Source organism: Pseudomonas sp. GXZC (genome assembly GCF_026967615.1).
Lineage (GTDB): Bacteria > Pseudomonadota > Gammaproteobacteria > Pseudomonadales > Pseudomonadaceae > Aquipseudomonas > Aquipseudomonas azotoformans_A.
Map to the genome: position 1 here is coordinate 3,059,878 of NZ_CP114115.1, position 25,388 is coordinate 3,085,265.

General features: G+C 61.1%; 18 protein-coding genes. 11 read left to right on the forward strand and 7 right to left on the reverse strand.

Going from position 1 to position 25,388, the window contains the following annotated elements:
* Positions 1-5 precede the first annotated feature (5 nt).
* Positions 6-1,475 (forward strand): winged helix-turn-helix domain-containing protein, encoded by a 1,470-nt coding sequence (locus OZ428_RS14335; protein WP_269133827.1) that lies wholly within the window; start codon positions 6-8, stop codon positions 1,473-1,475.
* Here OZ428_RS14335 and OZ428_RS14340 read toward each other — a convergent pair.
* A complete protein-coding gene (locus tag OZ428_RS14340; protein ID WP_269133828.1) occupies positions 1,422-4,184 on the reverse strand; it encodes an ATP-binding protein in 2,763 nt (920 codons plus the stop codon). The genes OZ428_RS14335 and OZ428_RS14340 overlap by 54 nt on opposite strands.
* A gap of 58 nt (positions 4,185-4,242) precedes the next feature.
* Positions 4,243-4,641: a helix-turn-helix domain-containing protein gene (locus OZ428_RS14345; RefSeq protein WP_016977268.1), complete on the reverse strand. Its 399-nt coding sequence runs from the start codon at positions 4,639-4,641 to the stop codon at positions 4,243-4,245.
* A gap of 204 nt (positions 4,642-4,845) precedes the next feature.
* On the opposite strand from OZ428_RS14345, the gene OZ428_RS14350 reads away from it, so the two are divergent.
* Together OZ428_RS14350 and OZ428_RS14355 are read left to right on the forward strand one after the other, a co-directional pair.
* A complete protein-coding gene (locus OZ428_RS14350) occupies positions 4,846-5,757 on the forward strand; it encodes a LysR family transcriptional regulator (protein ID WP_269133829.1) in 912 nt (303 codons plus the stop codon).
* 890 nt (positions 5,758-6,647) lie between these two features.
* A complete protein-coding gene (locus OZ428_RS14355) occupies positions 6,648-7,085 on the forward strand; it encodes a carboxymuconolactone decarboxylase family protein (protein ID WP_033898184.1) in 438 nt (145 codons plus the stop codon).
* Positions 7,086-7,088: 3 nt separating this feature from the next.
* Here OZ428_RS14355 and OZ428_RS14360 read toward each other — a convergent pair whose 3' ends face one another.
* Complete coding sequence (locus OZ428_RS14360) at positions 7,089-9,236, reverse strand: TonB-dependent siderophore receptor (protein WP_269133830.1); 2,148 nt, start codon at positions 9,234-9,236, stop codon at positions 7,089-7,091.
* A 215-nt stretch (positions 9,237-9,451) separates the two neighbouring features.
* On the opposite strand from OZ428_RS14360, the gene OZ428_RS14365 reads away from it, so the two are divergent.
* Complete coding sequence (locus OZ428_RS14365; protein WP_269133831.1) at positions 9,452-13,675, forward strand: leucine-rich repeat domain-containing protein; 4,224 nt, start codon at positions 9,452-9,454, stop codon at positions 13,673-13,675.
* Here OZ428_RS14365 and OZ428_RS14370 read toward each other — a convergent pair.
* Complete coding sequence (locus OZ428_RS14370; protein ID WP_269133832.1) at positions 13,645-14,595, reverse strand: helix-turn-helix domain-containing protein; 951 nt, start codon at positions 14,593-14,595, stop codon at positions 13,645-13,647. The two genes, OZ428_RS14365 and OZ428_RS14370, sit on opposite strands and share 31 nt — an antisense overlap.
* A gap of 140 nt (positions 14,596-14,735) precedes the next feature.
* Here OZ428_RS14370 and OZ428_RS14375 point away from each other — a divergent pair, with 140 nt between their 5' ends.
* From OZ428_RS14375 to OZ428_RS14385, 3 genes are read left to right on the forward strand one after another with little or no spacing between them, the layout of a single operon-like run.
* Positions 14,736-16,094 carry a glutamine synthetase family protein gene (locus OZ428_RS14375; protein ID WP_269133833.1) on the forward strand — a complete coding sequence of 453 codons (1,359 nt, stop codon included), beginning with the start codon at positions 14,736-14,738 and terminating at the stop codon, positions 16,092-16,094.
* 24 nt (positions 16,095-16,118) lie between these two features.
* Entirely contained in the window at positions 16,119-17,207 is a 1,089-nt protein-coding gene (locus OZ428_RS14380) for a polyamine ABC transporter substrate-binding protein (protein ID WP_033898190.1), read from the forward strand.
* Positions 17,204-18,499 carry an NAD(P)/FAD-dependent oxidoreductase gene (locus tag OZ428_RS14385; protein WP_269133834.1) on the forward strand — a complete coding sequence of 432 codons (1,296 nt, stop codon included), beginning with the start codon at positions 17,204-17,206 and terminating at the stop codon, positions 18,497-18,499. Before OZ428_RS14380 ends, OZ428_RS14385 begins: the two co-directional genes overlap by 4 nt.
* Here OZ428_RS14385 and OZ428_RS14390 read toward each other — a convergent pair whose 3' ends face one another.
* A complete protein-coding gene (locus OZ428_RS14390) occupies positions 18,500-19,393 on the reverse strand; it encodes a LysR substrate-binding domain-containing protein (RefSeq protein WP_269133835.1) in 894 nt (297 codons plus the stop codon).
* A 113-nt stretch (positions 19,394-19,506) separates the two neighbouring features.
* Here OZ428_RS14390 and OZ428_RS14395 point away from each other — a divergent pair, with 113 nt between their 5' ends.
* Genes OZ428_RS14395 through OZ428_RS14405 form a run of 3 tightly spaced genes read left to right on the forward strand, consistent with a single transcriptional unit; the run spans position 19,507 to position 21,772 of the window.
* Positions 19,507-20,511: an aldo/keto reductase gene (locus OZ428_RS14395; RefSeq protein ID WP_269133836.1), complete on the forward strand. Its 1,005-nt coding sequence runs from the start codon at positions 19,507-19,509 to the stop codon at positions 20,509-20,511.
* A 17-nt stretch (positions 20,512-20,528) separates the two neighbouring features.
* The gene (locus OZ428_RS14400) at positions 20,529-21,326 is read left to right on the forward strand and encodes an SDR family NAD(P)-dependent oxidoreductase (protein WP_269133837.1); all 798 of its coding nucleotides are present in this window, start codon (positions 20,529-20,531) and stop codon (positions 21,324-21,326) included.
* Positions 21,327-21,355: 29 nt separating this feature from the next.
* Entirely contained in the window at positions 21,356-21,772 is a 417-nt protein-coding gene (locus OZ428_RS14405; RefSeq protein ID WP_269133838.1) for an SRPBCC family protein, read from the forward strand.
* Between the two features lie 203 nt (positions 21,773-21,975).
* Here OZ428_RS14405 and OZ428_RS14410 read toward each other — a convergent pair whose 3' ends face one another.
* Together OZ428_RS14410 and OZ428_RS14415 are read right to left on the reverse strand one after the other, a co-directional pair.
* Complete coding sequence (locus OZ428_RS14410) at positions 21,976-23,367, reverse strand: sensor histidine kinase (RefSeq protein WP_269133839.1); 1,392 nt, start codon at positions 23,365-23,367, stop codon at positions 21,976-21,978.
* Entirely contained in the window at positions 23,345-24,028 is a 684-nt protein-coding gene (locus OZ428_RS14415) for a response regulator transcription factor (RefSeq protein WP_010211030.1), read from the reverse strand. The genes OZ428_RS14410 and OZ428_RS14415 overlap by 23 nt, the downstream gene beginning before the upstream one ends.
* Positions 24,029-24,318: 290 nt before the next feature.
* Between OZ428_RS14415 and OZ428_RS14420 the strand changes: the two genes are divergently transcribed.
* Positions 24,319-25,224, forward strand: coding sequence for a hypothetical protein (locus tag OZ428_RS14420; protein WP_177077642.1), 906 nt, complete (start codon positions 24,319-24,321; stop codon positions 25,222-25,224).
* The last annotated feature ends 164 nt before the right edge of the window (positions 25,225-25,388 follow it).

Consider the following 25,388-nt stretch of genomic DNA (forward strand, 5'->3'; position numbering starts at 1 on the left):
CACAGATGAACAACCCTCAGGCGATTGAGGCTGAAGGCACGGTGCGTTTCGGCGCCTATGTCTTTCACCGGCAACAACGTCTGGTCAGCAAGGCAGGCTGGCCGGTGCCTTTGGGTGGGCGGGCGCTGGATATCCTCACGGTGTTGCTCGAAGCGCCTGGGCAGTACATCAGCAAGGCCACCTTGATCGAGCGCGTGTGGCCGAACTCTGTGGTGGAAGAAAACAACCTGCGGGTGCACATCGCTGCACTGCGTCGCGCCCTTGACGGGCAGCGCTTCATTCTCAACGATCCGCAGCGTGGCTACTGTTTCGCCGCCCCCGTGCACGGCGTTGTGCCGGCCACGTTACCCCGGCACAACCTCGCCGTACGCCTTAGCCCGGTGATGGGCTGCGATGAACTGTTGGGTGTGCTGGTGCGGCGCTTGTCCGGCCAACGCCTGATGACGCTCACCGGGTGTGCCGGCGTGGGCAAGAGCAGCCTGGCCCTGGCGTTGGCCGAGCGGGTGCTGCCGCGTTATCGGGACGGCGTGTGGTGGGTCGACCTGGCCACGGTGGAAGCGCCGATGAGCATGTTGCGCCACCTGGCGTTGGCGCTGCACCTTGAACCCTGCGCCAGCGCGGCTGAACTGGGCCGGCAATTGGCGACCCGTCAGTTGCTGCTGGTGCTGGACGGTGCTGACTTGCTGCTCGGCGCCTGCCGTCACCTGGTGCGCGTGCTACGCGAAGCGGCGCCCCAGGTCAGTGTACTGGTCAGCAGCCGTGAAGCCCTGCAAGTCCCCGGCGAATGGGTGCAGCGCGTGCCCCGGCTGGCGGTGCCTGCGCCGTCAACGCTGGGCAGTGTCGAGGAGGCGATGGTAAACCCAGCCGTGCAAGTGTTCGTCGCCCGAGTACGTGCGGCTCAGCAAGGCTTTGTGCTGCGGCCTCAGGACCTGGCCCCGCTGCGCGACATCTGCCGGCGCCTGGATGGTATTCCCCTGGCCCTGGAGCTGGCGGCCGCTCAAGTGGATGCCCTGGGTGTGCGGGGATTGCAGCAGCAATTGTGCAAAGGCGTACAGGTACTGAGCCGGGGCCGGCGTACGGCGGTGGAACGTCATCAATCCCTGAGCGCCGCCCTGGACTGGACTTACCAGCGGCTGAGCCTGCCGGAGCGCTGGTTGTTCCTGCAATTGGGTTTGTTCAAGATGGCGGTGACGTTGCCCACGTTGAGCGAGTTAATCGCTGGCACTGAGCTGGAGCACGCCGACCTGTCCTATCTGCTGGGCCGTTTGGTCAGCACGTCGCTGCTGAGCCTCGAACCGGGCCCTGGCAATGCCCGTTACCGCCTGCTCAACTGCGTGCGCAGCTATGCCCTGACGCAATTGCGCGACCCGATGCAGGTCGCGCGTTTGCAGCAGGGCTATGGGCATTACCTGGGGCCGTTTTCAGGCCGGCCGTTTGTCCTGCAACTCGTCGAGCAGGCGGCGTACGCGGACTAGGTCCTGGGTGGCAAAGCCTTCAGTGAACCGCGCGTAAATCGAACTCAGCAGATCCCGCGCCGGCTGCACGCGGCCTTGCGCCTGCCACAGCCTTGCCAGTGAGGTGGCACAGCGCAACTCCCAGGCAAGCGCGCCTTGCTGGTGTGCCAGGCCCAAGGCTTCCAGCAGCAGCGTTTCGGCCGCACGGCGATCTGTCAGGCTGTCTGCACGCACCCTTAGAATCTCCGGGGTACACCAACCTGCGAGGCCATTTCTGGCGCGTTCAAATAGCCCGTCACTGACCTCGATGGCGTTGAACGTCACCAGGATGTCCTCGACCAGGCCCAGCCCCTGCACATCGGCCATCGGCAACGTGCCTTCGTAGCAGCGCGCCCAAGTCTGGAACAGCTGCACCGAGTGCTTTTGCGATTGTTGCAACAGTTGGTCCAACTGCTCGCGTGCCACCTTGTTGTCGCCGTTGTAGTAGGCGATGACCACCCCGGCCAGGGCCAGGGTATAGCAGATCGACGTGCCATGATTGATGTTCAAGGCCAGCGCCAACGCCTGGCTTGCGGTGCGCCACGCGCGCTCCGGGTAACCCCGCAGCCACAGGATGCGCGCCAGGATGGTCAACGAGGCGACGCTCTGGTCGTACTGCACGCCAAAACCGTGGGTAAAACGGTTGAGGTGACCGCTGTGGGCCATGCGCTGGATCACCTGCTCAGCATTGTGCTGCGCCAGTGCCTGGTTGCCGGCGAAGTGTTGCGCTAATACCCGCAGGCGTTGGGCGCTGAGGGCCAACAGGGGCTCGGCCTCGGGACCGAGGCGGTCGAAGTGCAGGCTTTGCGCCAAGGCCTCACGGTAGTCGCCGCAGCACAGGTTCACGGCCATGTATCCCGACACCGCACGCAGTTGGCCTGCCAGGTCCTTGCCGGCTTCCGCCAGGCGCCGGGCGCAACGGAAGGCTTCGATGGTCTGCGGCGTGCCGCCCTGGGTGTGATAGGAAAAACTGCCCAGCGCCAGCTGCAACGCCATGTTCAAGCGCTGGCTCGGTGTCCTTGACTCCCCCAGCCGTGCCAGGGCCTTGCCTACGTACAAACCCTGGTCACGCAGCAGCGACAGCTCCTGCCACAACGGCATCGCACTCACCGTGAGGCGCATGCCCAGCACGTGCACGCCCTGGTCACCCAAGCTCCAGTCGAGGGCGGCCCGGATGTCTTCGCGCAGGGGCGCGTAGCGGTCGATCCAGGGTTGGGTCGCGGTCAGTTCCCAATCGTCCTGGGCCTGGTGCATCAGCGCCAGGCAGCGTTCGGCGTGGCGCTCGCGGGTGGTGTCGAGTTCATCGGCGACGCTGAGTTTCTCCAGGGCGTAGGTGCGGGTGATGTCCAGCAGGCGATAGACCATCTCGTCATCGCCGGCTTCCACATTGAGCAGGGATTTGGCGACCAATTGAGTGATGGAGCCCAACACTTCGGTCGGTGCAATCTTTTCCCCGGCAATCACCGCTGCCGCGCTGGCCAGGCTGAAATCGCCGCGAAATACCGCCAGGCGCCGCAGGCAGATCTGTTCGCAGGCGGTCAGCAGCTCAAAGCTCCAGTCCAGCGTGGCGCGCAGGGTTTGATGGCGGGGCAGGGCGTTGCGCCGGCCACGGGTCAGCAGGCGGAAATTGTCCTCCATCTGCACCAATAGCCCTGGCAATCCAAAGCGCTCGATCTGCGCCGCCACCAACTCGATCGCCAACGGAATGCCGTCCAGGCGCTGGCAGATATCGATTGCCAGCGGCAGCTCGGCTTCGCTCAGTTCAAAGCTGTCCTGATGGGACATGGCCCGCTCGATCAACAATTGCAGGGCGGGGTAGCCCAGTGCCTGCGCGCGGTTGCCGGTGACGGGCGGGCAGGCCAGCGGTTCCAGGCGCTGCACGGACTCGCCCTCGGCGCGCAATGCCTCCCGGCTGGTGGCCAGGATGTGCAGCCTGGGCGCATGGCGTAGCAGGGTTTCGCTGATCAGGGCGATATCGTCAAGCAGGTGCTCGCAGTTGTCGATCACCAGCAGCAGTTGGCGCTCCTGCACGTTGCGCGCAAAGGTGGTCAAGGGTTCATGTTCGGCGTGGGGGAGATCGAGCAGGGCTGCCAGGTTGGGCAGGATCATCGATGGCGCGCTCAACGGCGCCAGGTCGAGCAGGCGAATGCCGTCGCGGTAATGGCCGATCAGCAATTCCGCCACACGCAGCGCGACGGTGGTCTTGCCGATACCGCCGGCGCCGGTCAGGGTGATAAAGCGTTGTTCCGGCAGTTGCTGCACCAGGCTGTCGATCAGGGCCTGGCGGCCGATCATCCGCGTACGGCGCAACGGCAGGTTGTGGCAAGGACGTTGTGGGGCACCTTCGGTGGGCGGCGTCATCGGTTCGATGCTCAGTGGCGCAACAAAACTGTAGCCGCGCTGGGCCACGGTCACGATATAGCGCTGCCCGGCCTGGCCATCGCCCAGGGCCTTGCGCAACGCCGCCATATGCACCCGCAGGTTGCCGTCTTCCACTACGCTTTTCGGCCAGACGCGGGCGATCAATTCCTGCTTGCTCACCACATTGCCGGCCTGCTCCAGCAGGATCAGCAGGATATCCACCGCGCGCCGTCCCAAGCGCAACGGGCGACCCGCCTCCAGCACCAGGCGTTGGCGCGGGTGGATGCGATAGGGGCCGAAATGCACGGCCTGGTCGCCGGGATCGCTCATGGGGGGCCATGCTCGGGAAATGGGGAGCGGCCAGCATATTCCAGGTACGCACCGACCACTAGGCTGCGATCACTTGAGGCTTGTGGCGCGAGTGGTGATTTCGCCAGGTCATCGGGTTGACACCTTCGCTGCGGGTGAACATATGGCAGAAGTGCGCCTGGTCGCAAAAACCGCATTCCAGGCTGATTTGCGTCAGGCTCAGGGACGAGCCGGTGATCAGTTCCTTGGCGCGCTGGATACGTTGTTGACGGATCCACTCCTGTGGCGACAACCCGGTGGTGCACTTGAACGCCCGGGAAAAATGGCTGCGCGACAACGCGCAGGCCTGGGCCAGGTCGGCAATGGCCAGGCTTTCGCCGAGGTTGGCCAGGATCAGTTGCTTGGCGATGCGCTCGCGCCGAGGGCACAGGCCTCCGGTGGCGGACAAACGAGGGGCATATTGCTCGAGTCGGGCCATGACAAATATCCGCAGTCGATGGGAGCGTTCCCGGTGAATGGATGCAGTGTAGACGTCACCAATCTTGTTGCCGGACCGTCCGGCTGACGAGTTAATCGTTGTTAATTTCGCCAGGTACGCGGGTGGAAAAGACAGCACAGGCATGCAATGCAAGTCGGGTTTTGCGTGCTTATCTGTGGGCTTGCCAACCGTTTGGATAGCCCCATGAACCGCAACGACCTGCGCCGCGTCGACATGAACCTGCTGGTGATTTTCGAAGCACTGATGTTCGAGAAGAACCTGACCCGTGTCGCCGAAAAACTCTTTATGGGCCAACCGGCAGTGAGTGCGGCATTGGGGCGTCTGCGCGATTTGTTCGACGACCCGTTGCTGTTGCGTAACGGGCGGGGCATGGAGCCCACGCCACGCGCCGTGGCGATACTCAAGGAGTTGCAACCGGCCATGGACACCATCTCCGGCGCGGTCAGCCGTGCCAAGGATTTCGACCCTTCCAGCAGTTGTGCCGTGTTTCGCATTGGTCTCTCGGACGACGCCGAGTTTGGCCTGTTTCCGCCGTTGCTCAGTCAACTGCGCGAGGAGGCGCCGGGGATCATCGTGGTGGTGCGCCGGGCCAATTACCTGTTGATGTCGTCGCTGCTGGCCAGTGGTGAGATTTCGGTGGGGGTGAGTTACACCACTGACTTGCCGGCGAATGCCAAGCGCAAGAAACTGCGGGATATTCCGTGCAAGGTCTTGCGTGGGGATGGGGGGACTGAGCCGCTGACCCTGGATGACTACTGTGAACGGCCTCATGCGATGGTGTCGTTTTCGGGGGATTTGAGCGGCAATATCGATCTGGATTTGGCGAGGATCGGCCGGGCGCGGCGGGTGGTGTTGGCGGTGCCGCAGTTCAGTGGGTTGCGGGCGTTGTTGGCGGGCACGCAGATTATTGCGACGGTGCCGGATTATGCGGCGTGTGCGTTGACCGAGGGGACGTCGTTAACGGCGGAGGATCCGCCGTTTGCAATTGACGCGGCGGAATTGTCGATGGTGTGGAGCGGGGTGCATGACAATGATCCGGCGGAGCGGTGGTTGAGGGGGAGGATTGGGGAGCATATGGCTCGGGGTTTTGACTGAGTACATATCCGTTATTAGGTTGATGGCTGAAATAGGTTCCGCCCTTACGGCGGCTCACTTTGGAAAAGCCCCAAAGTAAGCAAAGGGCTCTTGCCCCAACACTCGGCACCTCGCCTAGGCTCGGTGTGCCCGAACGCAGGCTTGAATCCGTGGGCCGCCGCGATGGGCCATCCTTGGCCCAGCGCGGCTAACCCGGCGTCCTGCCGGGTTACCCACGGATTCAAGCCTGCGTTCGGCCAGCGTGTTTAACGGGGCGCCTTAGATCAAGATCAAGATCAAGATCGAAAGCAAGAGCACGGCGGCCTAGTAGCCGACCTGAGTGGTTAGATCAAGAGCAGATACGTGTAGGAGCCTGTGTGCCTGCGAAAAATGTGAGAGCGTGGCGTACATCCTGGTTTATCGCGTCATCGTCGAAGACCATCGTGGACTGCGTTTGCCGTTGCCTTTGCTCCACACCACTCAAGCCGGCTGTCAGGCCGCTGTGCTTTTGTTTTTGATCTTGATTTTGATCTTAGGCGCCCCGTCAAACACGCTGGCCGGAATCTGACAGGGATTTGGGGGGTAAACCGGCAGGGATGCCGGTTTAGCCGCCCCGCGCCATGGATGGCGCGTGGCGGCGGCCCCCCAAATCCCTGTCGGATTACGGGCACACCGAGCCTAGGCGAGGTGCCGAGTGTTGGGGCAAGAGCGTTTTGCTTACTTTTGCGCTCTATCAAAAGTGAGCCGCTGTAAGAGCGGAACCATAGGTAGCCGCTACCCTAATAACGGATATGCCCCCATACCCCCCGCCCAAACAATTGGTCACCCATTCTTCCCCAAAATTGGATATTCCTCCCCCAAGGCCCGATGACTAACCTAGCCACCAATCCCCACTGCCTTGGAGCACCCTCATGCAAACCCGTACCGATTTCTACACCGCCTCCCCAGACGCCATGAAAGCCATGCTCGCCCTGGAAGCCGCCGTCGGCAAACTGTCTATCGAGCTGCCCCTGCTGGAGCTGGTCCGCCTGCGCGTCTCGCAGATCAACGGCTGCGCCTTCTGCCTCGACATGCACACCGCCGACGCCCGCAAAGGCGGCGAAACCGAGCGCCGCCTGTACACCGTCTCCGCCTGGCGTGAAACGCCGTTCTTCACCCCGCGTGAACGCGCCGCACTGGCCTGGGCCGAAAGCCTGACCCTGATCAGCCACACTCACGCCCCGGACGAAGACTTCAACGCCCTGGCCGCCGAGTTCAGCCCTCAGGAGCAGATCGACCTGAGCGTGGCTATCGCCACCATCAACAGCTGGAATCGCCTGGCCGTGGGTTTCCGCAAGATGCCGAAGTAAGCGTCAGAAGTTGACCGAAGCACTCAGGCGCGCCGTCAACGGCGCGCCCTGGAACAGATAGTCATCGCCCATGTACTCGCCCGCGTCGCGCCAGTAGCGCTTGTCGAACAGATTGTCGACGCTCAGGCGGAACACCGTTTCATAGCCGCTCACCTTGGTGGTGTAGCGGCTGCCTACGTTCACCACGGCGTAATCCCCCACCTCCACATTGCCGCTACGGTTGGCGTACTTCTTGGCGCTGTATTGCACGCCGCCCAGCACCGCCAGGCCGTTCACCCAAGGCAACGCATAATCGGCATACACACTGGCGCGCAGCTTGGGCACGTTGATCGCTTGGTGGTCCTCATAGTCGGCAGTACCGCTGCCGCTCACCCGCGCGCGAATCGCCGCCACGCTGGTTGCGATCTGCAGGCGCTCGGTGGCCCAGCCGTTGGCCGACAATTCCAGGCCGGTGTTCTTCTGTTCGCCTTGTTGTACGTAGTCGAAGGCACCAGTGCCGTCCGGTTTGGCGTATTGGTAGGCCTGACGGGTCTGGAATACGGCGGCGGTGAAACTCATGCGGCGCCAGTCGTATTTCACTCCGGCTTCGATTTGACGTGAGGTGGTGGGGGCGAGTGTTTCAAATTTGTTGTTCGCGAACCACGGTGCTGTACCACCCAGGGACAGGCCCTTGCTGTAGCTGGTGTAGAGCGAAACGTTCTCCACCGGTTTGTAGATCAATGAGGCTTGAGGCAGGAACACGTATTGCTGGGTATGGCGTGTCTGATCACCCGTGGTGCCGTCGTAAGCCTTCTCATCCAGACGCACTTCGCGCCCGCCCAAAACGGTTTGCCATTGCTCGTTGAATTTGATGCGGTCGGTGATAAACAGCCCGTATTGGCGGCTGTCGAGGTTGCGATGGCTGTCGTTTAACGGTTGGTCGGTTGGCGTGAAGCTCGGTGCGTCTTCATGGATATTCCCGCTGCCGATAGGGACGTTGACCGCTTCACGCTTGTCGACCACCCGGCGAAACGCGCTGGTGCCGAACGTTAGTTCATGGCCCAGGCCGGCAGTGTTGAACAGCCCGGTCATGGCCGCTTGTACTTCATCGTCACGGCGGGTGTCGTCGGGACTGCGGAAGTCGTAGATGTCGTAGTTGCCCTCGGGGGTGAAGTAATTGCCGAGCCCGGTTGTCGCGCCGCCCCAGGCAAACGAGCTGTAATCGTCAATCACCACCTTGCTGTGTGCCGCGCTGACGCTTCCTTTCCACTGATCGCTGAAGCGGTACTCAAACTTGCCGTTGAGGTTCAGTGAATCAATGCCCACTTGCTTCGACCCGCTCTGGTGGCCCAGCAGTTTTTTCGGCGAAGCATCGTGGGGTACTTCAGTGCCACCGAGCAATTGGTAGCCCGGCACTGAACGTTGTTGCTTGTTCTGGTATTCCGCATCCAGCTGCAACACCGCGTCAGGGCTGATGTTCCAGTCGAACGCCAGGGACACAAAATCACGCTGGCCGTTGGCGTGCTCCACATAGGAATTGAGGTCTTCATGGGCCACGTTGGCGCGCAGGCCGAATTGCTGCTCGCTGCCAAACCAGCCGCCGACGTCGGTGGCGAGGTAGCCGCTGCCGCGATCATCGGTGGAGACGGTCACCGAGCGCACATCTTCCGGGCGCTTGGTCACGTAGTTGATCACACCACTGGGCTCGGAAATCCCGCTTTGCAGGCCCGCCAGGCCCTTGAGCACTTCCACCTGTTGTTTGTTTTCCAGGGCGACGTTCTGCTCGCCCGTGATGGTGCGCCCGTTGATCTTGTAGCTGCTCGCCGCGTTCAGCGAAAAGCCGCGCACCACGAAGTTTTCGTAGTAGCCGATGGGCGCGTAGCTGTCGCCCACGGATGCATCGTTGCGCAGTACTTCACTGAGCAGACGCGCCTGCTGGTCCTTGATCAGTGCGGCGTTGATCACCGTGATCGAAGCGGGAGTGTCGAGCAGCGGCGCGTTATCGAAGGCGCCCACCGAGGCGGTTTCACTGCGGTAGCCGGATTCATCCTGGCCCTGGACGTTCACCGCCGGCAGTTCGATTTCAGCCGCGAGGCTGTTACCAATGCCGCCGCTGAGCAGCAGGCCGAGGGCGAAACGAGAGGTGACAACGGGACGAAAACGCAAAACCATGGGGGCAGGGCCTTAAAGCGCAGGGCGGGAGGGCGCATAAGCTAGGCATATCGGCTGTTTATTACAAGGCCGAGTGCAGGGCGAGGCGTCACGTACGAGGTGCGAACTACAGAATGTATCGTCTTCAGGAGCGCTTTGGAGTGCGCTTTGCTGATCTGCCGCTCAGTCAGGCGGCGCTAAAGTCGCAGCCTTAAATTGCAGATGGAACTGATGACATGACACTCTCCGCCTCACAAGACAATGCGCTGGCGCCACTGAACCGTGCGCTGCAAGACAGCCTGGTACTGACCCCGGCTGAGCATGGCGCAACATTGATACGCCAAAAATGGGGGGACGACGTTGACCCCGTCACCACTCAATTGGTGACTCTGGACTACGACTACCACGGTCACCCACTCATCAACGGCGTGCATCAGGGCCAGATTCGCTTCCGACAGTCACTGGTACAGGCCTTGCTCAGCGATTATCAAGCCGTGGCTGATGATCGTTTTGGAGAGACCGCCTTTGGCTTTTACACACCGCCAGCGGTGGGGCCAGAGATAAAAATCGTCAAGAATGTCGATGAGTTCGCCTACGTGGGCAGTGGTAATCACAGGGACTACGAGGGCATTTACCGTCGCAGCGATCCGCAGACTTACGGGCCTTCGACGCAGCTTGCGATCACTGCGGCGGACTACAAGAAATGGGTGTGGCTCCTCGAATACAAAGAGCTGTATCAGGACTACCTGGATCGTACGTTGCCATCGGACGCCGTGATGATGGGGAGCGCACCGTACCCTTTGCGCACCTCGATGAAGACGGCTTTTGTCATGGTTGCCTTTCTGCAACGGCTTGAGTCCAGTTTGACCCTGGGGGGCTTGCAGTTGGCATTGTCGGCGGCAGGGCTGGGAGATAACGAGGTTGAGTTTTCTGCCATCGACAAAAACCAATTGGAGCAACGTACGCACCCGGCGGCGCATGTCGAGGTGTCCCGGCTGATGATCTACCGCTACACGGCGTGTGATATTTGGGTATTACGTCACCGTGTCAGCGCGATGGTGTTGCTGTATGTGCCCGGCAATTCGTCGCCGCTCCATCAGTTCGCAGATATCAAGGCGTTGCGCGCATGGATTGTAGAGCAGGGCAAGGTGCGGGAAAAAAGAACCGCTCTGGCGGAGCACTTCGCCAAGGACGACCGCATTGACGGCACTTTTCATGCCGGTGTACTGACGGCACTGGAGGCCATGGCCGAGTACCCGCGTCAACATCACCTGACCCGAGACTCCGGTTTTTTCAACAATGACGGTTATTGGAACCCCGACGATTACATCACGCTGGACATCGTCCCCAACTCAGTCGATCCGTTTGCCGAACTGGTCAAGGTGTTCAAGCAGACAAGCCTGACCACTGCCCAGGAAGCGATACGCGATGATGCCGATGTCAATCGCGACAACTTGGCAGCGGTGGTCAACCCTGTCGTCGGCTGGCTCAACCGCTGGGGCGCTCTGGCAATTTTCTTCCCTGGCGGTGAAGGGTTATTGGGCTTGGCCGGGCTGATCCAAGCCGCGCAAGGTGTGTCTGAAATCCTGGATGCCGAAGGTCGCGATCAGGTTAACGAAGGCGTAACACGCACAGTCTTTGGCTTGCTCAATGCACTGCCGCTGCTGATCAAGGGCGGTACGGGGCTGGCAGACTCTGTGAGCGAGCCGCCGCGGGAGCCCGCAGTATCTGACAAGACGCCGGCAGAGCCTGAAGCCCAGGAAAAACCAGGTGGTCAGTCGTCAACGCCTCAACCCGAGCCTCATGATGTGTTCATCCCACCCGGAGCGGAAGGGGTGCCGATCTCGCAGTGGACCCGTCCACAATTGATGCGTGGCTTTGGGCGAGCAGTGGAAGGCCTTTCGGACGAGAGGCTTGAGCTGATCCGTCAGGTCAGTGGCGTGACCGATGAACAATTGCGCCTGCAACTCACCACGGGTGCCCGACCCCAGGGGCTGCTGGCCGATACATTGCTGCGTTTCAATATCACCCAACGAGTGGAAGCCTATATCGTGCAACTCGGCAGCAGTGAGCTGCCACTGAGTGATATGCACAGATTACGCTGGTTGACGACGGATAAAGCGTGGCCGGCCGACGTCGGCTTGAGGCTGAAGGAGGGGGATCGCATCATCTGGGAAACGGGGACAACCGTGGCCAAGGACGATGTGTTGACCATTGAAACAAAAAGCCCGTTTTTCCGGTCTTTGGCGCGTCGTCTGAGCGAGCAGGACACCCGGAGTTTACTGGGTGAACTCCTGATGCCAGAAGCCCCTTACCCCTCTATTGACGTAAGGGCCCGACTGCTGCGCCTCAAGGCCCAGGCGATCGTTCGTGAGCAGCGCGTATCCATGTTTGAGCGCTATTACCAAAACGTCACAAGCCCGCAGAGTGATCTCCAGAAAGCCCTCGGGCATGAATACCCATCACTGCCTTCATCGGTACTCGATCAACTATTAGCCTCACAGCAATTGAGCCCTGACAGCATGCTGACCCTGGGCCAGATCAAGGCGTTGCTACAGCGCCTGGAACCGCAAGTGGCAGCCAGTGAGCAGGAGTTGCGCCTGGTTCGTGCTTATGAAGGGGTCTATCTGAATACGGTACGCAATGCAGACAGCGACACGCTGCTGCTGCACAGCGCCCAGCGTATGCAGGGCTGGAGTCCTCGGCTGTCGATTACAGTCCGCGAAGGGGCGGCCAATGGGGCAGTGCTGGATCGGATCGGCGCGCCGTCCCTTGCAGCACAACGCACGATCATTCAGGAGGGAAATCTCTACAAATGCCCTGATTCAGTGCTGCAACCAGGCTATACCACAGACGATTTTGCCGACGCGATTTTACACAACCTGTCGAACCCAGAGTTAATCCAAATGGGTGTGCGGGCCGATAGCCTCGAACACTTCAAGTTCATGCTACGGCGCAATATCCTGGGTAGGCGCGATTTGGAAACGGTACTGCGTCGCCAGCAATTGCGAACTCCGTTTTTTGAGCCTGAAGAGGGCGGGTTGCGCGGCGGCGCAGGGGGCGTGCCAAGGGAGGTCCTGCAGACCGATAGAATGCTGGTTGACAGTTACATTCCGGGTTTCACGGATCAACAGGTCAGTGAGTTTATGGGCTGTTTCGATTGGCCTGGTGACGCGCAAGCCGAATTGCAGCGTATCAAGGATTCTGAGGCGGACCTGGAAGTGTGTCTTCAAGATTGGCTGCGGGAGGACGTTCTTGAGGATGATTATTACGCAAGCCTGGATGATTCTGAGGCCGAAATTGATGAGCAAGACAAGCAAGCGTGGATGGACCGCGAGCGCGTATCCCGAAATGACATGAACGAGAAGCTCCGTCAGCTATACACATGGCGTGGTCCGGACTCTCTCAAGGTCTATCGGGATGGTCGGATGGTTGGCTTCAAGTTTATGTTTGACGCTACACCTGAGGGCGGTTTTCCACGTCTGAACCCTGGCAGATTACCCAGCGCACCTTTCGTTGAAAGATTCGTCGAGTTCAACTCAGTGGTCGAGCTGAGTAAACCCGCGGCAATACATAGATTGGAGCTTCACCTTTATTTAGGCTGTTTTCCACGTCTTGAAACGCTCGAGCTTCAAGGCATTCCCGATGCCTTGATCCCGGCCGACGTAGCAAAAATGAGCCGTTTGAGAGATCTGAAGTTGACCGACGGGGCGCTGCAGATGGTGCCGGATAATAATGCGCTGCTCGGCAAACTGACGACGCTGGAGTCACTTGATCTGAGCGGTAACCCCTTGGGGGCGGCGCCATCGATTGATACGCTGCCTAAATTACGCAGCCTCAGGCTTGATCGAACAGGGCTAGTGGATATTCCCCAAGCATTGGTTAACCGTAGGTCGCTGGAGTTTCTGGGGCTGGCGGGTAATCGGTTTACCTCGATTCCCCGAACGCTTGATTTAAGGTGGGGGCTGGACCTGCGCGAAAATCCCTTTGACGATCTGACCACCCTCCAGCGTCTGCTCGCGTTTCGCCAGGAAACCGGTTTCGAACTATGGATCGACACCAGCGCTGCGCCGCTGAACCAACCGGATGACTGGGTCAGGGGCTTGCTTGAGCCTGATGCGGTCGCCAGAACGGCGCTATGGCAAAAAGTGGCGGCACAGGAGCGAGGGGCCGATCCTCGCATCCCAGGCTACCTGTCGCGCTTTGCCAGAATGTCCATGACGCTCGATTACCGAGTGGGGTATGAAGGCTTGCGGAACCGACTGTGGGTATTTCTCAAGCGAGTCGCTTATGCGGATGAGCCACTTCGAATACGCCTGCGCGGGATCAATCAGGATTTGGCGCAAACGGAAAACCCAAGAGTGCTGTTGGAAAGCCTTGAGCAGGGCATATTGAATTACGATGCCCTGAGGCAAGGCCATCCTATGTTTCAGTTGCCTAAACGTGCACGATTGGAATAACCGCACGCTGACGCTACAGCGGGTGAACGGTGATTCGGGTGGTGTTTCAGGGTTTCGCTGGGAAGCTCTTTGAACAGCGCCCGATAACTGCTGGAAAACCGCCCCAAATGCCAGAACGACCAGTTCATCGCGACCTCGGCCACGGTGGTGTTGGCGCCACTCAACAACTCCCGCCGCGCCCCATTCAACCGGCGCAACCGCAACCACTGCGCCGGGCTCATCCCCGTATAGGTCTTGAAGCCCTGCTGCAACTGACGCAACGGCACGCCGGCAATCTGTGCCAGTTCCAGCAGGTTCACGGATTCATCCGGCGCATCCGCCGCCCACTCGCCGATGCGCGCCATCAGCCGGCGTTCTTCGCTGCGTCGCTGCAATGAGCTGCGATCCAGACCCACGCAGGCGTTGTCGAGGATAAACAGGCAGTCATCGAGCAGTTGCTGGGTGAGGGCGACGGGGTCGATTTCTGTAGACAGCCGTGTCAGCGTGCCACTCAGCCAGCGACTGAACAGCCCATTCTGCTGGCAGGTCAACGGTGCCATGAACAGACCTTCCAGCTTCGCCACATCCAGCCCATGGCGTTGCACGAACTGCGGCCCGAACACCACCGCCACTTCACGGTAGTTTTCCGGGGTGATCCAGGTGTTGTGGCTTTCGCCATTGAGCATATACAGCGCGTTATCGCTGCCGTCGAAACAGAACGCCAATGAGCCTGGCGGTGCGTTGAAATGCTGCTCCACACGGGTGTTCATGCACTCTTCGTACACCTCCACACCTTGCAGGTCGAGGTAGCGGATTCGCCCGGCGAAATGCCCTGGGGACATCTGCTGGTACTGCTGCACCCAACCGGGTGTCGCATTGCATTGAGCGGCCACATCACCGGTGGTGAAGGCCTGTACGCGCAAAGCTGTTGCCTGTGTCATGGGTAACCTGGGCGCACTCTATTGGTGCGTTGTGGTTCGTGCAAAGTGGATAGATGCCGCAGGGGCGGCGGCATCAAGATAGACCTCAATGCGCCAGGAGTACAAGCCGGCGCATGCACCCAACCCATGACGAGGTCCTTATGAACGCCCCCTTCGATCAGCTGTCCGCCTGGCTGAAAGAACACAAGATTACCGAAGTCGAATGCGTGATCAGTGATTTGACTGGCATCGCACGCGGCAAGATTGCACCCACCAACAAGTTCCTGCATGAGCGAGGCATGCGCCTGCCGGAAAGTGTGCTGCTGCAAACGGTAACCGGGGACTTTGTCGACGACGACATCTACTACGACCTGCTCGACCCGGCCGATATCGACATGGTCTGCCGCCCGGTGTCCAATGCCACTTATGTGGTGCCGTGGGCGATCGAGCCCACCGCGATTGTGATCCACGACACCTTCGACAAGCAGGGCAACCCCATCGAACTGTCGCCGCGCAACGTGCTGAAGAAGGTCCTGCAGTTGTACACCGACCAGGGCTGGCAGCCGATCGTCGCGCCGGAAATGGAGTTCTACCTGACCCAGCGCTGCGAAGACCCGGACCTGCCGCTGAAAACCCCGGTAGGTCGCTCTGGCCGCGCCGAAACCGGTCGCCAGTCGTTTTCCATCGATGCGGCCAACGAATTCGACCCGCTGTTCGAAGACGTCTATGACTGGTGCGAAGCCCAGGGCCTGGACCTCGATACGCTGATCCACGAAGACGGCCCGGCACAGATGGAAATCAACTTCCGTCACGGCGATGCCCTCGACCTGGCCGACCAGATCACCGTGTTCAAGCGTACCCTGCGCGAGGCCGCGCTCAAACACAACGTGGCCGCCACGTTCATGGCCAAGCCGGTGGCCGACGAGCCGGGCAGCGCCATGCACCTGCATCAGAGCGTGGTCGACATCGCCACCGGCAAACCGGTGTTCGTCGACGCTGACGGCAACAAGAGCCCGTTGTTCCTGCACCACATCGGCGGCTTGCAGAAGTACATCCCCAAGCTGCTGCCGATGTTTGCGCCCAACGTGAACTCGTTCCGCCGCTTCCTGCCGGACACCTCGGCGCCGGTCAACGTCGAGTGGGGCGAAGAGAACCGCACCGTTGGCCTGCGCGTGCCCACCTCCAGCCCCGACGCCATGCGCGTGGAGAACCGTTTGCCCGGCGCCGACGCCAATCCCTACCTGGCGATTGCGGCTAGTCTGCTGTGTGGCTACCTCGGGATGATCGAGCAGATCGAACCCAGCGCGCCAGTGGAAGGGCGTGCCTATGAGCGCCGCAACCTGCGCCTGCCGTTCACCCTCGAAGATGCGCTGGCACGCATGGAGGATTGCGACACGGTCAAGCGGTACCTGGGCGACAAATTCGTGCGGGGCTACGTCGCGGTCAAGCGCGCCGAGCACGAGAATTTCAAGCGGGTGATCAGTTCCTGGGAGCGTGAGTTCCTGCTGTTGAGCGTCTAAAAAAACCAAAAAAGGGGTGTCGATATGCGTCTTGTGAAACAGCTTCTCCCGCTGGCCCTGGTGGCCGCATTCAGCAGCGCTAGCCAGGCGGCGCCGACGGTCAGCGTCTATAACTGGACCGACTACATCGGCGAGACCACCCTGGCCGACTTCCAGGCCAAGACCGGGATCAAGCCGATCTACGACGTGTTCGACTCCAACGAAACCCTGGAAGGCAAGTTGCTCGCCGGGCGCACCGGCTATGACGTGGTGGTGCCGTCCAACCACTTCCTGGCACGCCAGGTGAAGGCTGGTGCGTTCCTCAAGCTCGATCGCGCGCAACTGCCCAACTTCAAGAACCTTGACCCCAAGCTGCTCAAGCTGCTGGAAAAAAATGACCCCGGCAACGCGCACTCGGTGCCGTACCTGTGGGGCACCAATGGCATCGGCTATAACGTCGACAAGGTCAAGCAGGTGCTGGGCATCGACCATATCGATTCGTGGGCGGTGCTGTTCGAGCCCGAGAACATCAAGAAACTCAACCAATGCGGCGTGGCCTTCCTCGACTCGGCGGACGAGCTGTTCCCGGCGATCCTCAACTACATGGGCAAGGACCCGCGCAGCGAGAACCCCGAGGACTACAAACAGGCCGAGGCCAAGCTACTGACGCTGCGGCCGTACATCACCTACTTCCATTCTTCCAAGTACATCTCGGATTTGGCCAACGGTGATATCTGCGTGGCCTTCGGTTATTCCGGCGACGTGTTCCAGGCCGCCAACCGCGCCAAGGAAGCCAAGAACGGCGTGAACATCGCCTATTCGATTCCCAAGGAAGGCTCCAACCTGTGGTTCGACCTGCTGGCGATTCCCGCCGACGCGAGCAACCCGAAAGAAGCCCATGCCTTTATCAACTACCTGCTTGACCCTGAGGTGATCGCAAAGGTCAGCGCCTCGGTGGGGTATGCCAACGCCAACCCGGCCGCCAAGGCGTTCATGGACCCGGAACTGGTGAACAACCCTGAGGTGTACCCGTCTCAGGAAGTGCTCGACAAACTCTATATTTCCACCACGCCGACCCCGGCGACCATGCGCCTGATGACCCGCGCCTGGAGCAAAGTGAAGACCAACAAATGATGCTGTCGACTGACCACGCCCGGTCTTACTACCGGGCCACGGCCAACGCCCTGACGGAGCGCCCCGCATTGGGCACCGACCTGACCGCCGATGTGTGTGTGATCGGCGGCGGCTTCACCGGTGTGAATACCGCCATCGAGCTGGCCCAGCGTGGGCTCTCGGTGATCCTGCTGGAAGCCCGGCGCATCGGCTGGGGCGCCAGCGGGCGCAATGGCGGCCAGTTGATTCGCGGTATCGGCCATGACGTGTCGGGCTTCGCCAAGTACGTGGGCGAGGAGGGCGTGTGTTACCTGGAGCGTGCCGGCATCGACTCGGTGGCGTTGGTGGGCGAGCGTATTCGTGAGCACAACATCGACTGCGACCTGCGTTGGGGCTTTTGCGAGTTGGCCAATACCTCGGCGCAATTCGCGGCGTTCAAGGGCGAGCAGGCGCACCTGGCGGCGCTGGGCTATGCCCACCAAACCCGCCTGGTCGGGCCGCAGGATATGCCGCAGGTGGTGGGCTCGACGGTGTATGCCGGCGGCTTGGTAGACATGGGCTCCGGGCATCTGCATCCGCTGAATCTGGTGCTGGGTGAGGCGCAGTTGGCCGAATCCCTTGGGGTGCGGATTTTCGAACACACCGAAGTCCTCGAACTGATCCACGGCGACAGGGTGCAAGTGCGCTGCGCTGGCGGCAGCGTGCGTGCCGACCACCTGGTGCTTGCGTGCAATGCCCATCTGAAGGAACTGGAGCCGCGTCTGAGCGGCAAGGTGCTCCCGGCGGGCAGCTACATCATCGCCACCGAGCCTTTATCGGAAGAAATGGCCCACCAGTTGATCCCACAGAACCTTGCGCTGTGCGACCAGAAAGTCGGCCTGGATTACTATCGATTGTCCGCTGACCGCCGCCTGCTATTCGGCGGCGCCTGCCATTACTCCGGCCGTGATCCGGCGGACATCGCCGCCTATATGCAACCGAAAATGCTTAAGGTGTTCCCGCAACTGGCCCATACCGCCATTGAGTTCCAGTGGGGCGGCAAGATTGGCATTACCGCCAACCGCTTTCCGCAGGTGGGCCGGTTGAAGCAGTACCCGAATGTGTTTTATGCCCAGGGCTATTCCGGGCATGGGCTGAACGTCACCCACTGGTGCGCCAGGCTGCTGGCCGAAGGTATCCACGCCGGCCACAGCACGGGCCTGGATATTTTCAGCCAAGTGCCACACATGACGTTTCCGGGTGGTAAGGCGTTGCGCTCGCCGCTGTTGGCGTTGGGGATGTTGTGGTATCGGTTGAAGGAGCTGATGGGTTGATCAACCGACGGGTTCGGTCAGTACTTTCCTGAAGGTTTCCACCAGCGGCCGAAGGTTGATCCGATGCCACGCCGCCCACAGCGGCGTGGTGTAGCTCAGCCACGGCAACTCCCGCAACACCACGCCGGGCGGGGCATTGCGGCTCAGGCCCTTTTGCACCATGGCCACGCCCAGGCCCGAAGCGACCAGGCCCAAGGCGGTAAACGGTTCACCGGCTTCCATGGGGATCTGCGGGGTGAAACCGGCGCGGATGCAGGCGGCGATAAAGTCGTCAGTGGGGTGTGCGCCGGGTTTGCGCTGTACGCCGATCCATTCCTGATCGGCCAGGTGTTCGGGCAGCAACTCGCTTTGGCTTGCCAGTGGATGGTGTTCCGGCAAGGCCAGCAGCATCGGGTCATCCAGCACTTGAAGCGCGATCAGGTCGGGATCATCGTCGGCCGGCGGCTCGTTAACCAGCGCGATATCCAGGCTGCGCTGACGCAGGCCTTCCAGTTGTTCGAGAGAGGGCAGGTTGTACAGCTTGATATGCACGGTGGGGCGGTCGTCGCGCAGGATGCGCAGGGCATTGGGCAACACACCGGCATGCATGGCGTTTTCGATGTAGCCGATGCACAGCCCACCTTCTTCGCCACGGCCCAGGCGCTTGCCCAGGGACTCCAGGCGATTGGCATGGGTCAGCAGCGCTTTGGTTTCAGCCAGGAAGGTCTGGCCGTCACGGGTCAGGCGGATGCGTTGCTGGCTCCGTTCGAACAGGGTCAGGCCCAGGCGCTCTTCCAGCTGGGCTATCTGTCGGCTCAGCGGCGACTGGGAGATGTGCAGGCGTTCGGCAGCACGGCCGACGTGTTCTTCTTCGGCGACCACTTCGAAGTAGCGCAGTTGGCGGAGATCGATCATGTTAGACCTACGAGGACTCAAGTTGGTCGCAGTATGTCTTGGACGGTCCGATCTCTGCAATCTAGGATCTGCTCAACGGTCACAGCGACCCCTGAACCCATTGAGGATCCATCATGAGCTTGAAAGACAAACTCCCCGGCCAGCTCGGCTTTGGCACCGCACCGCTGGGCAACATGTTCCGCGCCATTCCTGAAGACGAGGCCCAGGCCACCGTGGAGGCCGCCTGGAACGCCGGCGTGCGTTACTTCGACACCGCGCCGTTCTACGGATCGGGCCTCTCGGAAATCCGCCTGGGCCAAGCGCTGTCGCAGTACAACCGCGATGATTTCGTGCTCAGCACCAAGGTCGGCCGGGTGATCCTCGACGAAGTCGAAGACAGCGCCCGTGACCTCGGCGAAAAAAGCGGCGTGTTCGAACACGGCCGCCCAAACAAGATGCTCAACGACTACAGCGCCGACGCCACCTTGCGCTCCATCGAAGACAGCCTGATTCGCCTGAACACCGATCGCCTGGACATCGTGTGGATTCACGACATCGCCCAGGACTTCTACGGCGACCAGTGGCTGGAGTACTTCAACCAGGCCCGCACCGGCGCTTTCAAAGTGCTGACCCGCCTGCGCGAAGAGGGCGTGATCAAGGCCTGGGGCCTGGGTGTGAACCGCGTCGAGCCGTGCGAATTGACCCTGGATTTGACGGAAGCGCAACCCGACGGCTTTTTGCTGGCTGGCCGCTACACTCTGCTGGACCACGATCGCGCCCTGCAACGCTTGATGGACGCGGCCCTGGCGCAGAACGTCGAAATCGTCGTCGGTGGCCCCTACAGCTCCGGCATCCTTGCCGGTGGCGCGCACTTCGAATACCAGAAAGCCAGCCCGGCGATCATCAGCAAGGTCGAGCAGATCAAGGCGATTGCCCAGGCATTCGGCGTGAGTGTGAAAGCCGCCGCGCTGCAATTCTCCCTGGCCCATCCGGCCGTGGCGGCGGTAATTCCGGGCGCCAGCCGTCCGGGCAGGATTGCCGAAGACGTTGCGGCGTTGTCAGAACAGATCCCGGCAGCCTTCTGGCAGGCCCTGCGCGACGCCCGATTGATTTCGGATCGCGCACCACTGCCGCTTTAACTTCAGGAGTTTCAACCATGAAAATTGATGTAAGCGGCAAAGTAGCGATTGTCAGCGGCAGCACCGCCGGTATTGGCCTGGGCATCAGCCAGGCGCTGGCGCAGTCCGGCGCCACGGTGGTGGTGATCGGGCGCGATGCGGGCAAGGTGGATGACGCCTTGGCGAGTATCCGCCAGGCTGTTCCCGGTGCTGACCTGCGTGGTTTGGTGGCGGACCTCGGTACGGCCGAAGGTGCAGAAAAACTCTTCGCCGCCGAACCGCGTGCCGACATCCTGGTCAACAACCTGGGCATCTTCAACAATGTGGATTTCTTTGAAGCCCCGGACAGCGAATGGACACGCTTTTATGAGGTCAATGTGATCTCCGGCGTGCGCCTGGCGCGGCATTACACGCCAGGCATGGTCGAGCAGGGCTGGGGCCGGGTGATTTTCCTGTCGTCGGAGTCCGGCGTGGCGACCCCGGCGGACATGATCAACTACGGCGTGACCAAGAGCGCCAACCTGGCGGTGTCCCATGGTTTGGCCAAGCGCTTGGCGGGCACCGGCGTGACGGTAAACGCGGTGTTGCCTGGGCCGACCTTTACCGACGGCCTGGAGCAGATGCTCAAGGACGCCACCGCACAATCCGGGCGCAGTGCGCGGGACGAGGCGGATGTGTTTGTGCGTAACGCACGGCCGACCTCGATCATCCAGCGCGCGGCAAATGTGGATGAAGTCGCCAACCTGGTGGCGTACATTGCTTCACCCCTGTCATCTGCCACCACCGGTGCCGCGCTGCGGGTCGACGGTGGTGTGGTCGACAGCATGGCCATCTGAATTGTTTTTCATTTTCTGGAGTAATTAACGTGGCAACAGCGTCTTCTGTGATTGAAATCCCGGTTTCGGCCGATCAGGTCTGGCAATTGGTCGGCGGCTTCAACAGCCTGCCGGACTGGCTGCCGTTCATTGTCAAAAGCGAGCCAAGCGACGGCGGCCGCGTGCGTCACCTGCAAACTGCCGACGGTGGTGTGGTGGTGGAGCGGTTGCAGAGTTTTGACAACGTCGGGCGTACCTACAGCTACACCATCGAGCAGTCACCGTTCCCGGTGAGTGCGTACCTGGCGACCTTGCAGGTTGAAGCCTTGACCGAATCGTCGGCGAAAGTGACCTGGTCGGGTGTGTTCACGCCGGCGGCGGGGACCACGGATGCGGCGGTGGAGGAGTTGTTTGCCGGTGTCTACAGCGGTGGGCTGGAGGCGTTGCGGGCTAACTTCCCGGCTTGAAACTGAGCCTGAGGTTATTGGGCTTTTGTAGTGTGGGGGCTTGCTGTGGTGAGCGGGCTTGCCCCGCGCTGGGTGGCGAAGCCGCCCCAAAACCAGGCGCCGGGTTTTCCCTGACACCAAGCGGCGTTCTTGTTTGGGGCCGCTCCGCGCCCCAGCGCGGGGCAAGCCCGCTCACTACAAAAGATCGCTCATCACAGCCCAAGCTATTCGGGCATGAGCTGTTGGCGGCATTCCAGGACTAATCTGGCACCGCCTTGCTCGCTGGTACCCACTTCCAACTTGAACCCATGCAAGTTGATGATCGCCGCCACGATCGACAAGCCCAACCCGAACCCGCCTTGCTGATCGCTTTCATCCACGCGATAGAAGCGCTGGAACACTGCGTCACGTTCCGCCGCGGGTATGCCGGGGCCGGAGTCGTGCACTTCAATGCGCGTACTGCCCGCATCATTGACCCCGCGCAAGATCACTTCGCCGCCCGGCGGGGAGAACTTGATCGAGTTGCTCAACAGGTTGGCCAGGGCCTCGAACAGCAGGGCACGGTCGCCGGTGATCCACGGCAGGGATTCCGGGGTTTCGAGGCGCAATTGCAGTTCGCCTTCTTCAGCCAGGGGCAGGTAGAAGTCGTGCAGCTCGCGCAACAGCGGCAACGGGTCCATGACCAAAAAGCCGGAGCGACGCTGGTGGTCTTCCAGTTCGGAGATACGCAACAGCCCGCGAAAGCGCGCCATCAGGGTGTCGGTTTCGGCAATCGCGTCATCCAGTTTCACCGCGTAGTCCGATTCCGCCTCGGCCTCCTGCTTGATCCGGTACAGCTGCGCACGCAGGCGTGTCAGCGGGGTGCGCAGGTCGTGGGCGATGTTGTCGCACACGCCCTTGACCTCATTCATCAACTTCTCGATGCGATCCAGCATGGCGTTGACGATGGCCGCGAGCATGTCCAGTTCGTCGCGTCGGTTCGACAGCGGCAGGCGGTGAGTCAGGTCGCCAGCGACGATGGCTTCGGCGCTGGCCTGGATTCCGCGAATGCGTCGCAACGGGCGTCGACGCAATAAGTGCCAGCCGGCAACGCCTGGGATAATCGTCAACGAAAGCGCCCACAGCAGGGCATGCCAGATGATCCGGGTCACGCCGAACAGCGAACCGTTGGCGCGCACCAGCACCAGCCAGCGGCCGTCTTCGGTGTGGGTGGCGACGGCGTCGCAGCTGTCCTTGGGCAACTTGGGGTCGTCGGAGTCGACGCAATTGGCCAGGGCGTGGATCTTGCCGTCCAGCGGCAGGTCGGGCGGCACCGCGCGGATCGGCCCGCTCAACGGGCGGAATTGCTCGTCGAACAAACCGTAGGCGTCCACGCCCTTCATGTCAAAGGTCATGCTGGTGGTCAGGGCCTCCACCAGTTCCTCACCGTCAAAGCGCTGGAACAAGTGCTGGCGCTGCATCAGGGAATGGCGCGACAGGTCGCCCAGGTAACCCGACACCTCGTAATACAGCACCCCCATGAGGATGCAACTCCACGCCACGAACAACGAACTGTACAGCGCCAGCAAACGGCTGCTGGAAGAGCGCCAGCCCTTAGAGGGGTTCAGCAATGACATAACCGGAACCTCGTACCGTGCGAATCAGCGGCGTGAGGCCCGGTGGGTCGATCTTCTTGCGCAGACGGCCGATGTGCACGTCGATCAGGTTGGTGCCGGGGTCGAAGTGATAGCCCCAGACCTCCTCGAAGATCATCATCCGCGACAGGATCTGCCCGGTGTTGCGCATCAGGAACTCCAGCAATTTGTATTCAGTGGGCAGCAGGCTCAGGGGCTGATCGGCGCGGCTGGCTTCGCGGCTGATCAGGTTCAGCTCCAGGTCGGCCACGCGTAGGGCGGTTTCGAATTCCTGGACCGTGCTTTTGCGCCGCAACAGCACTTCGACGCGGGCGGCCATTTCATCCGAAGCGAACGGCTTGGTGAGGTAATCATCACCGCCGGCACGCAGGCCGCGCACCCGCTCATCCACGTCGGAGAGGGCGCTGATCATCAGGATCGGCGTCGACACACCAATCGTGCGCAGCGTGGTGACGATGGCCAACCCATCGAGCTCCGGCAGCATGCGGTCGAGGGTGATCAGGTCGTAATCGCCACTCACGGCGCGGACCAGGCCTTCGCGGCCGTTGTCTACCCAATCTACATCCAGTCCATGGCTACTCAGCTCGGCGACGATCTCGCGGGCCGTTACGGCGTCATCCTCGATGGTCAAAATACGGGTCATAGGATTACCTGGTGAGCGATTCACACTAGAAGTACGGGCATTTTGCCAAGAAATGGCTGAACGCTTCCTAAATAAAACTTCATGTTGGCAAAACCGCCACATTGGCCTTCGGGAATGCATAACGCCCGCCTGCCACTGGCCTTTCTTGCAACTTGCATGGTCCTAGGAAGTTCAAGTTATTTAACCTGTTGAAATATATAGATATTTATTTTTGTGGCGACTGGCATGGTGCCTGCACTGTCCCTTTTGAGACTTGTAACACTATTTTTCTGCCTTGGAGCACAACAACAATGATCACATCCTCATCCACGCTGCAAGAGTCGAGCACGCTCTCCGGGGTTTCCTGGGGGGCGATTTTTGCCGGGGCGGCCGCTGCGGCCGCATTGTCGCTGATCCTGGTACTGCTGGGCTTCGGCCTGGGCTTTTCGGCGGTGTCGCCGTGGGCTGACAGCGGTATCAGTGCCAAGGGGCTTGGCATTTCCACGATTGTCTGGCTGGCGTTTACCCAAATCGTCGCGTCAGGGCTGGGCGGCTACATCGCCGGCCGGTTGCGGGTGAAGTGGGCGAATATGCACGGCGATGAGGTGTACTTCCGCGACACCGCCCATGGTTTCCTGGCCTGGGCTGTGGCCACCTTGATCACTGCGGTACTGGTGGTCGGTTCGGTCAGCAGTGTCGTCAGCGGCGGCGTGAAAGCCGGTGCCAGCGTTGCAGCCGGTGCGGCCAGCGGCATCACCCAAGCCGCCGGCAGTGCTGCCAAGGGCGTCAACGGTGGCGACTTCGACTACTACGTCGACAGCCTGTTCCGCGACGACCGCCCAGTCGCCGTCAGTGATGACGCCGCCCACGGTGTGGTTGCCCGCATCTTCACCCGCACCCTGAGCAACGACGGCCAACTGGCCCCTGAAGACCGTGCCTACCTGGCCCAGTTGATCAGCCAGCGCACCAACCTCAGCCAGGCAGATGCCGAAGCGCGTATCGACAAAGTCTACGGCGATGCCCGCAAAGCGGTGGAAGACGCCAAGCTCAAAGCCAAGCAGGCCGCTGATACCGCCGCCAAGGTTGCCGCCTACACCTCGCTGTGGACCTTTGTGGCCTTGTTGATCGGCGCGTTCTTCGCCAGCTTCGCAGCCACCTTTGGCGGTCGCCGTCGCGATGCCGTGGTGTATGTCGAAACCGAACACTTCGTCCGTTAATTATTAGGAGAACAACATGCGCTCATTACTGCTTTGGTTCCTCGGTGTGCCTATTCCGGTGATCATCCTGATCGCGATCTTCATGCACTGATACTGAGCCTGGCTCGGTCCCCTGTGGGAGATTCTATGTTGCAGTAGAATCTCCCACATTTGTTAATAGCGGC

Excerpts from the sequence above, each read along its gene's own strand:
- OZ428_RS14335 (WP_269133827.1), top strand. The coding sequence starts at position 6 with ATGAACAACCCTCAGGCGATTGAGGCTGAAGGCACGGTGCGTTTCGGC.
- OZ428_RS14340 (WP_269133828.1), bottom strand. The coding sequence starts at position 4,184 with ATGAGCGATCCCGGCGACCAGGCCGTGCATTTCGGCCCCTATCGCATC.
- OZ428_RS14345 (WP_016977268.1), bottom strand. The coding sequence starts at position 4,641 with ATGGCCCGACTCGAGCAATATGCCCCTCGTTTGTCCGCCACCGGAGGC.
- OZ428_RS14350 (WP_269133829.1), top strand. The coding sequence starts at position 4,846 with ATGAACCGCAACGACCTGCGCCGCGTCGACATGAACCTGCTGGTGATT.
- OZ428_RS14355 (WP_033898184.1), top strand. The coding sequence starts at position 6,648 with ATGCAAACCCGTACCGATTTCTACACCGCCTCCCCAGACGCCATGAAA.
- OZ428_RS14360 (WP_269133830.1), bottom strand. The coding sequence starts at position 9,236 with ATGGTTTTGCGTTTTCGTCCCGTTGTCACCTCTCGTTTCGCCCTCGGC.
- OZ428_RS14365 (WP_269133831.1), top strand. The coding sequence starts at position 9,452 with ATGACACTCTCCGCCTCACAAGACAATGCGCTGGCGCCACTGAACCGT.
- OZ428_RS14370 (WP_269133832.1), bottom strand. The coding sequence starts at position 14,595 with ATGACACAGGCAACAGCTTTGCGCGTACAGGCCTTCACCACCGGTGAT.
- OZ428_RS14375 (WP_269133833.1), top strand. The coding sequence starts at position 14,736 with ATGAACGCCCCCTTCGATCAGCTGTCCGCCTGGCTGAAAGAACACAAG.
- OZ428_RS14380 (WP_033898190.1), top strand. The coding sequence starts at position 16,119 with ATGCGTCTTGTGAAACAGCTTCTCCCGCTGGCCCTGGTGGCCGCATTC.
- OZ428_RS14385 (WP_269133834.1), top strand. The coding sequence starts at position 17,204 with ATGATGCTGTCGACTGACCACGCCCGGTCTTACTACCGGGCCACGGCC.
- OZ428_RS14390 (WP_269133835.1), bottom strand. The coding sequence starts at position 19,393 with ATGATCGATCTCCGCCAACTGCGCTACTTCGAAGTGGTCGCCGAAGAA.
- OZ428_RS14395 (WP_269133836.1), top strand. The coding sequence starts at position 19,507 with ATGAGCTTGAAAGACAAACTCCCCGGCCAGCTCGGCTTTGGCACCGCA.
- OZ428_RS14400 (WP_269133837.1), top strand. The coding sequence starts at position 20,529 with ATGAAAATTGATGTAAGCGGCAAAGTAGCGATTGTCAGCGGCAGCACC.
- OZ428_RS14410 (WP_269133839.1), bottom strand. The coding sequence starts at position 23,367 with ATGTCATTGCTGAACCCCTCTAAGGGCTGGCGCTCTTCCAGCAGCCGT.
- OZ428_RS14415 (WP_010211030.1), bottom strand. The coding sequence starts at position 24,028 with ATGACCCGTATTTTGACCATCGAGGATGACGCCGTAACGGCCCGCGAG.
- OZ428_RS14420 (WP_177077642.1), top strand. The coding sequence starts at position 24,319 with ATGATCACATCCTCATCCACGCTGCAAGAGTCGAGCACGCTCTCCGGG.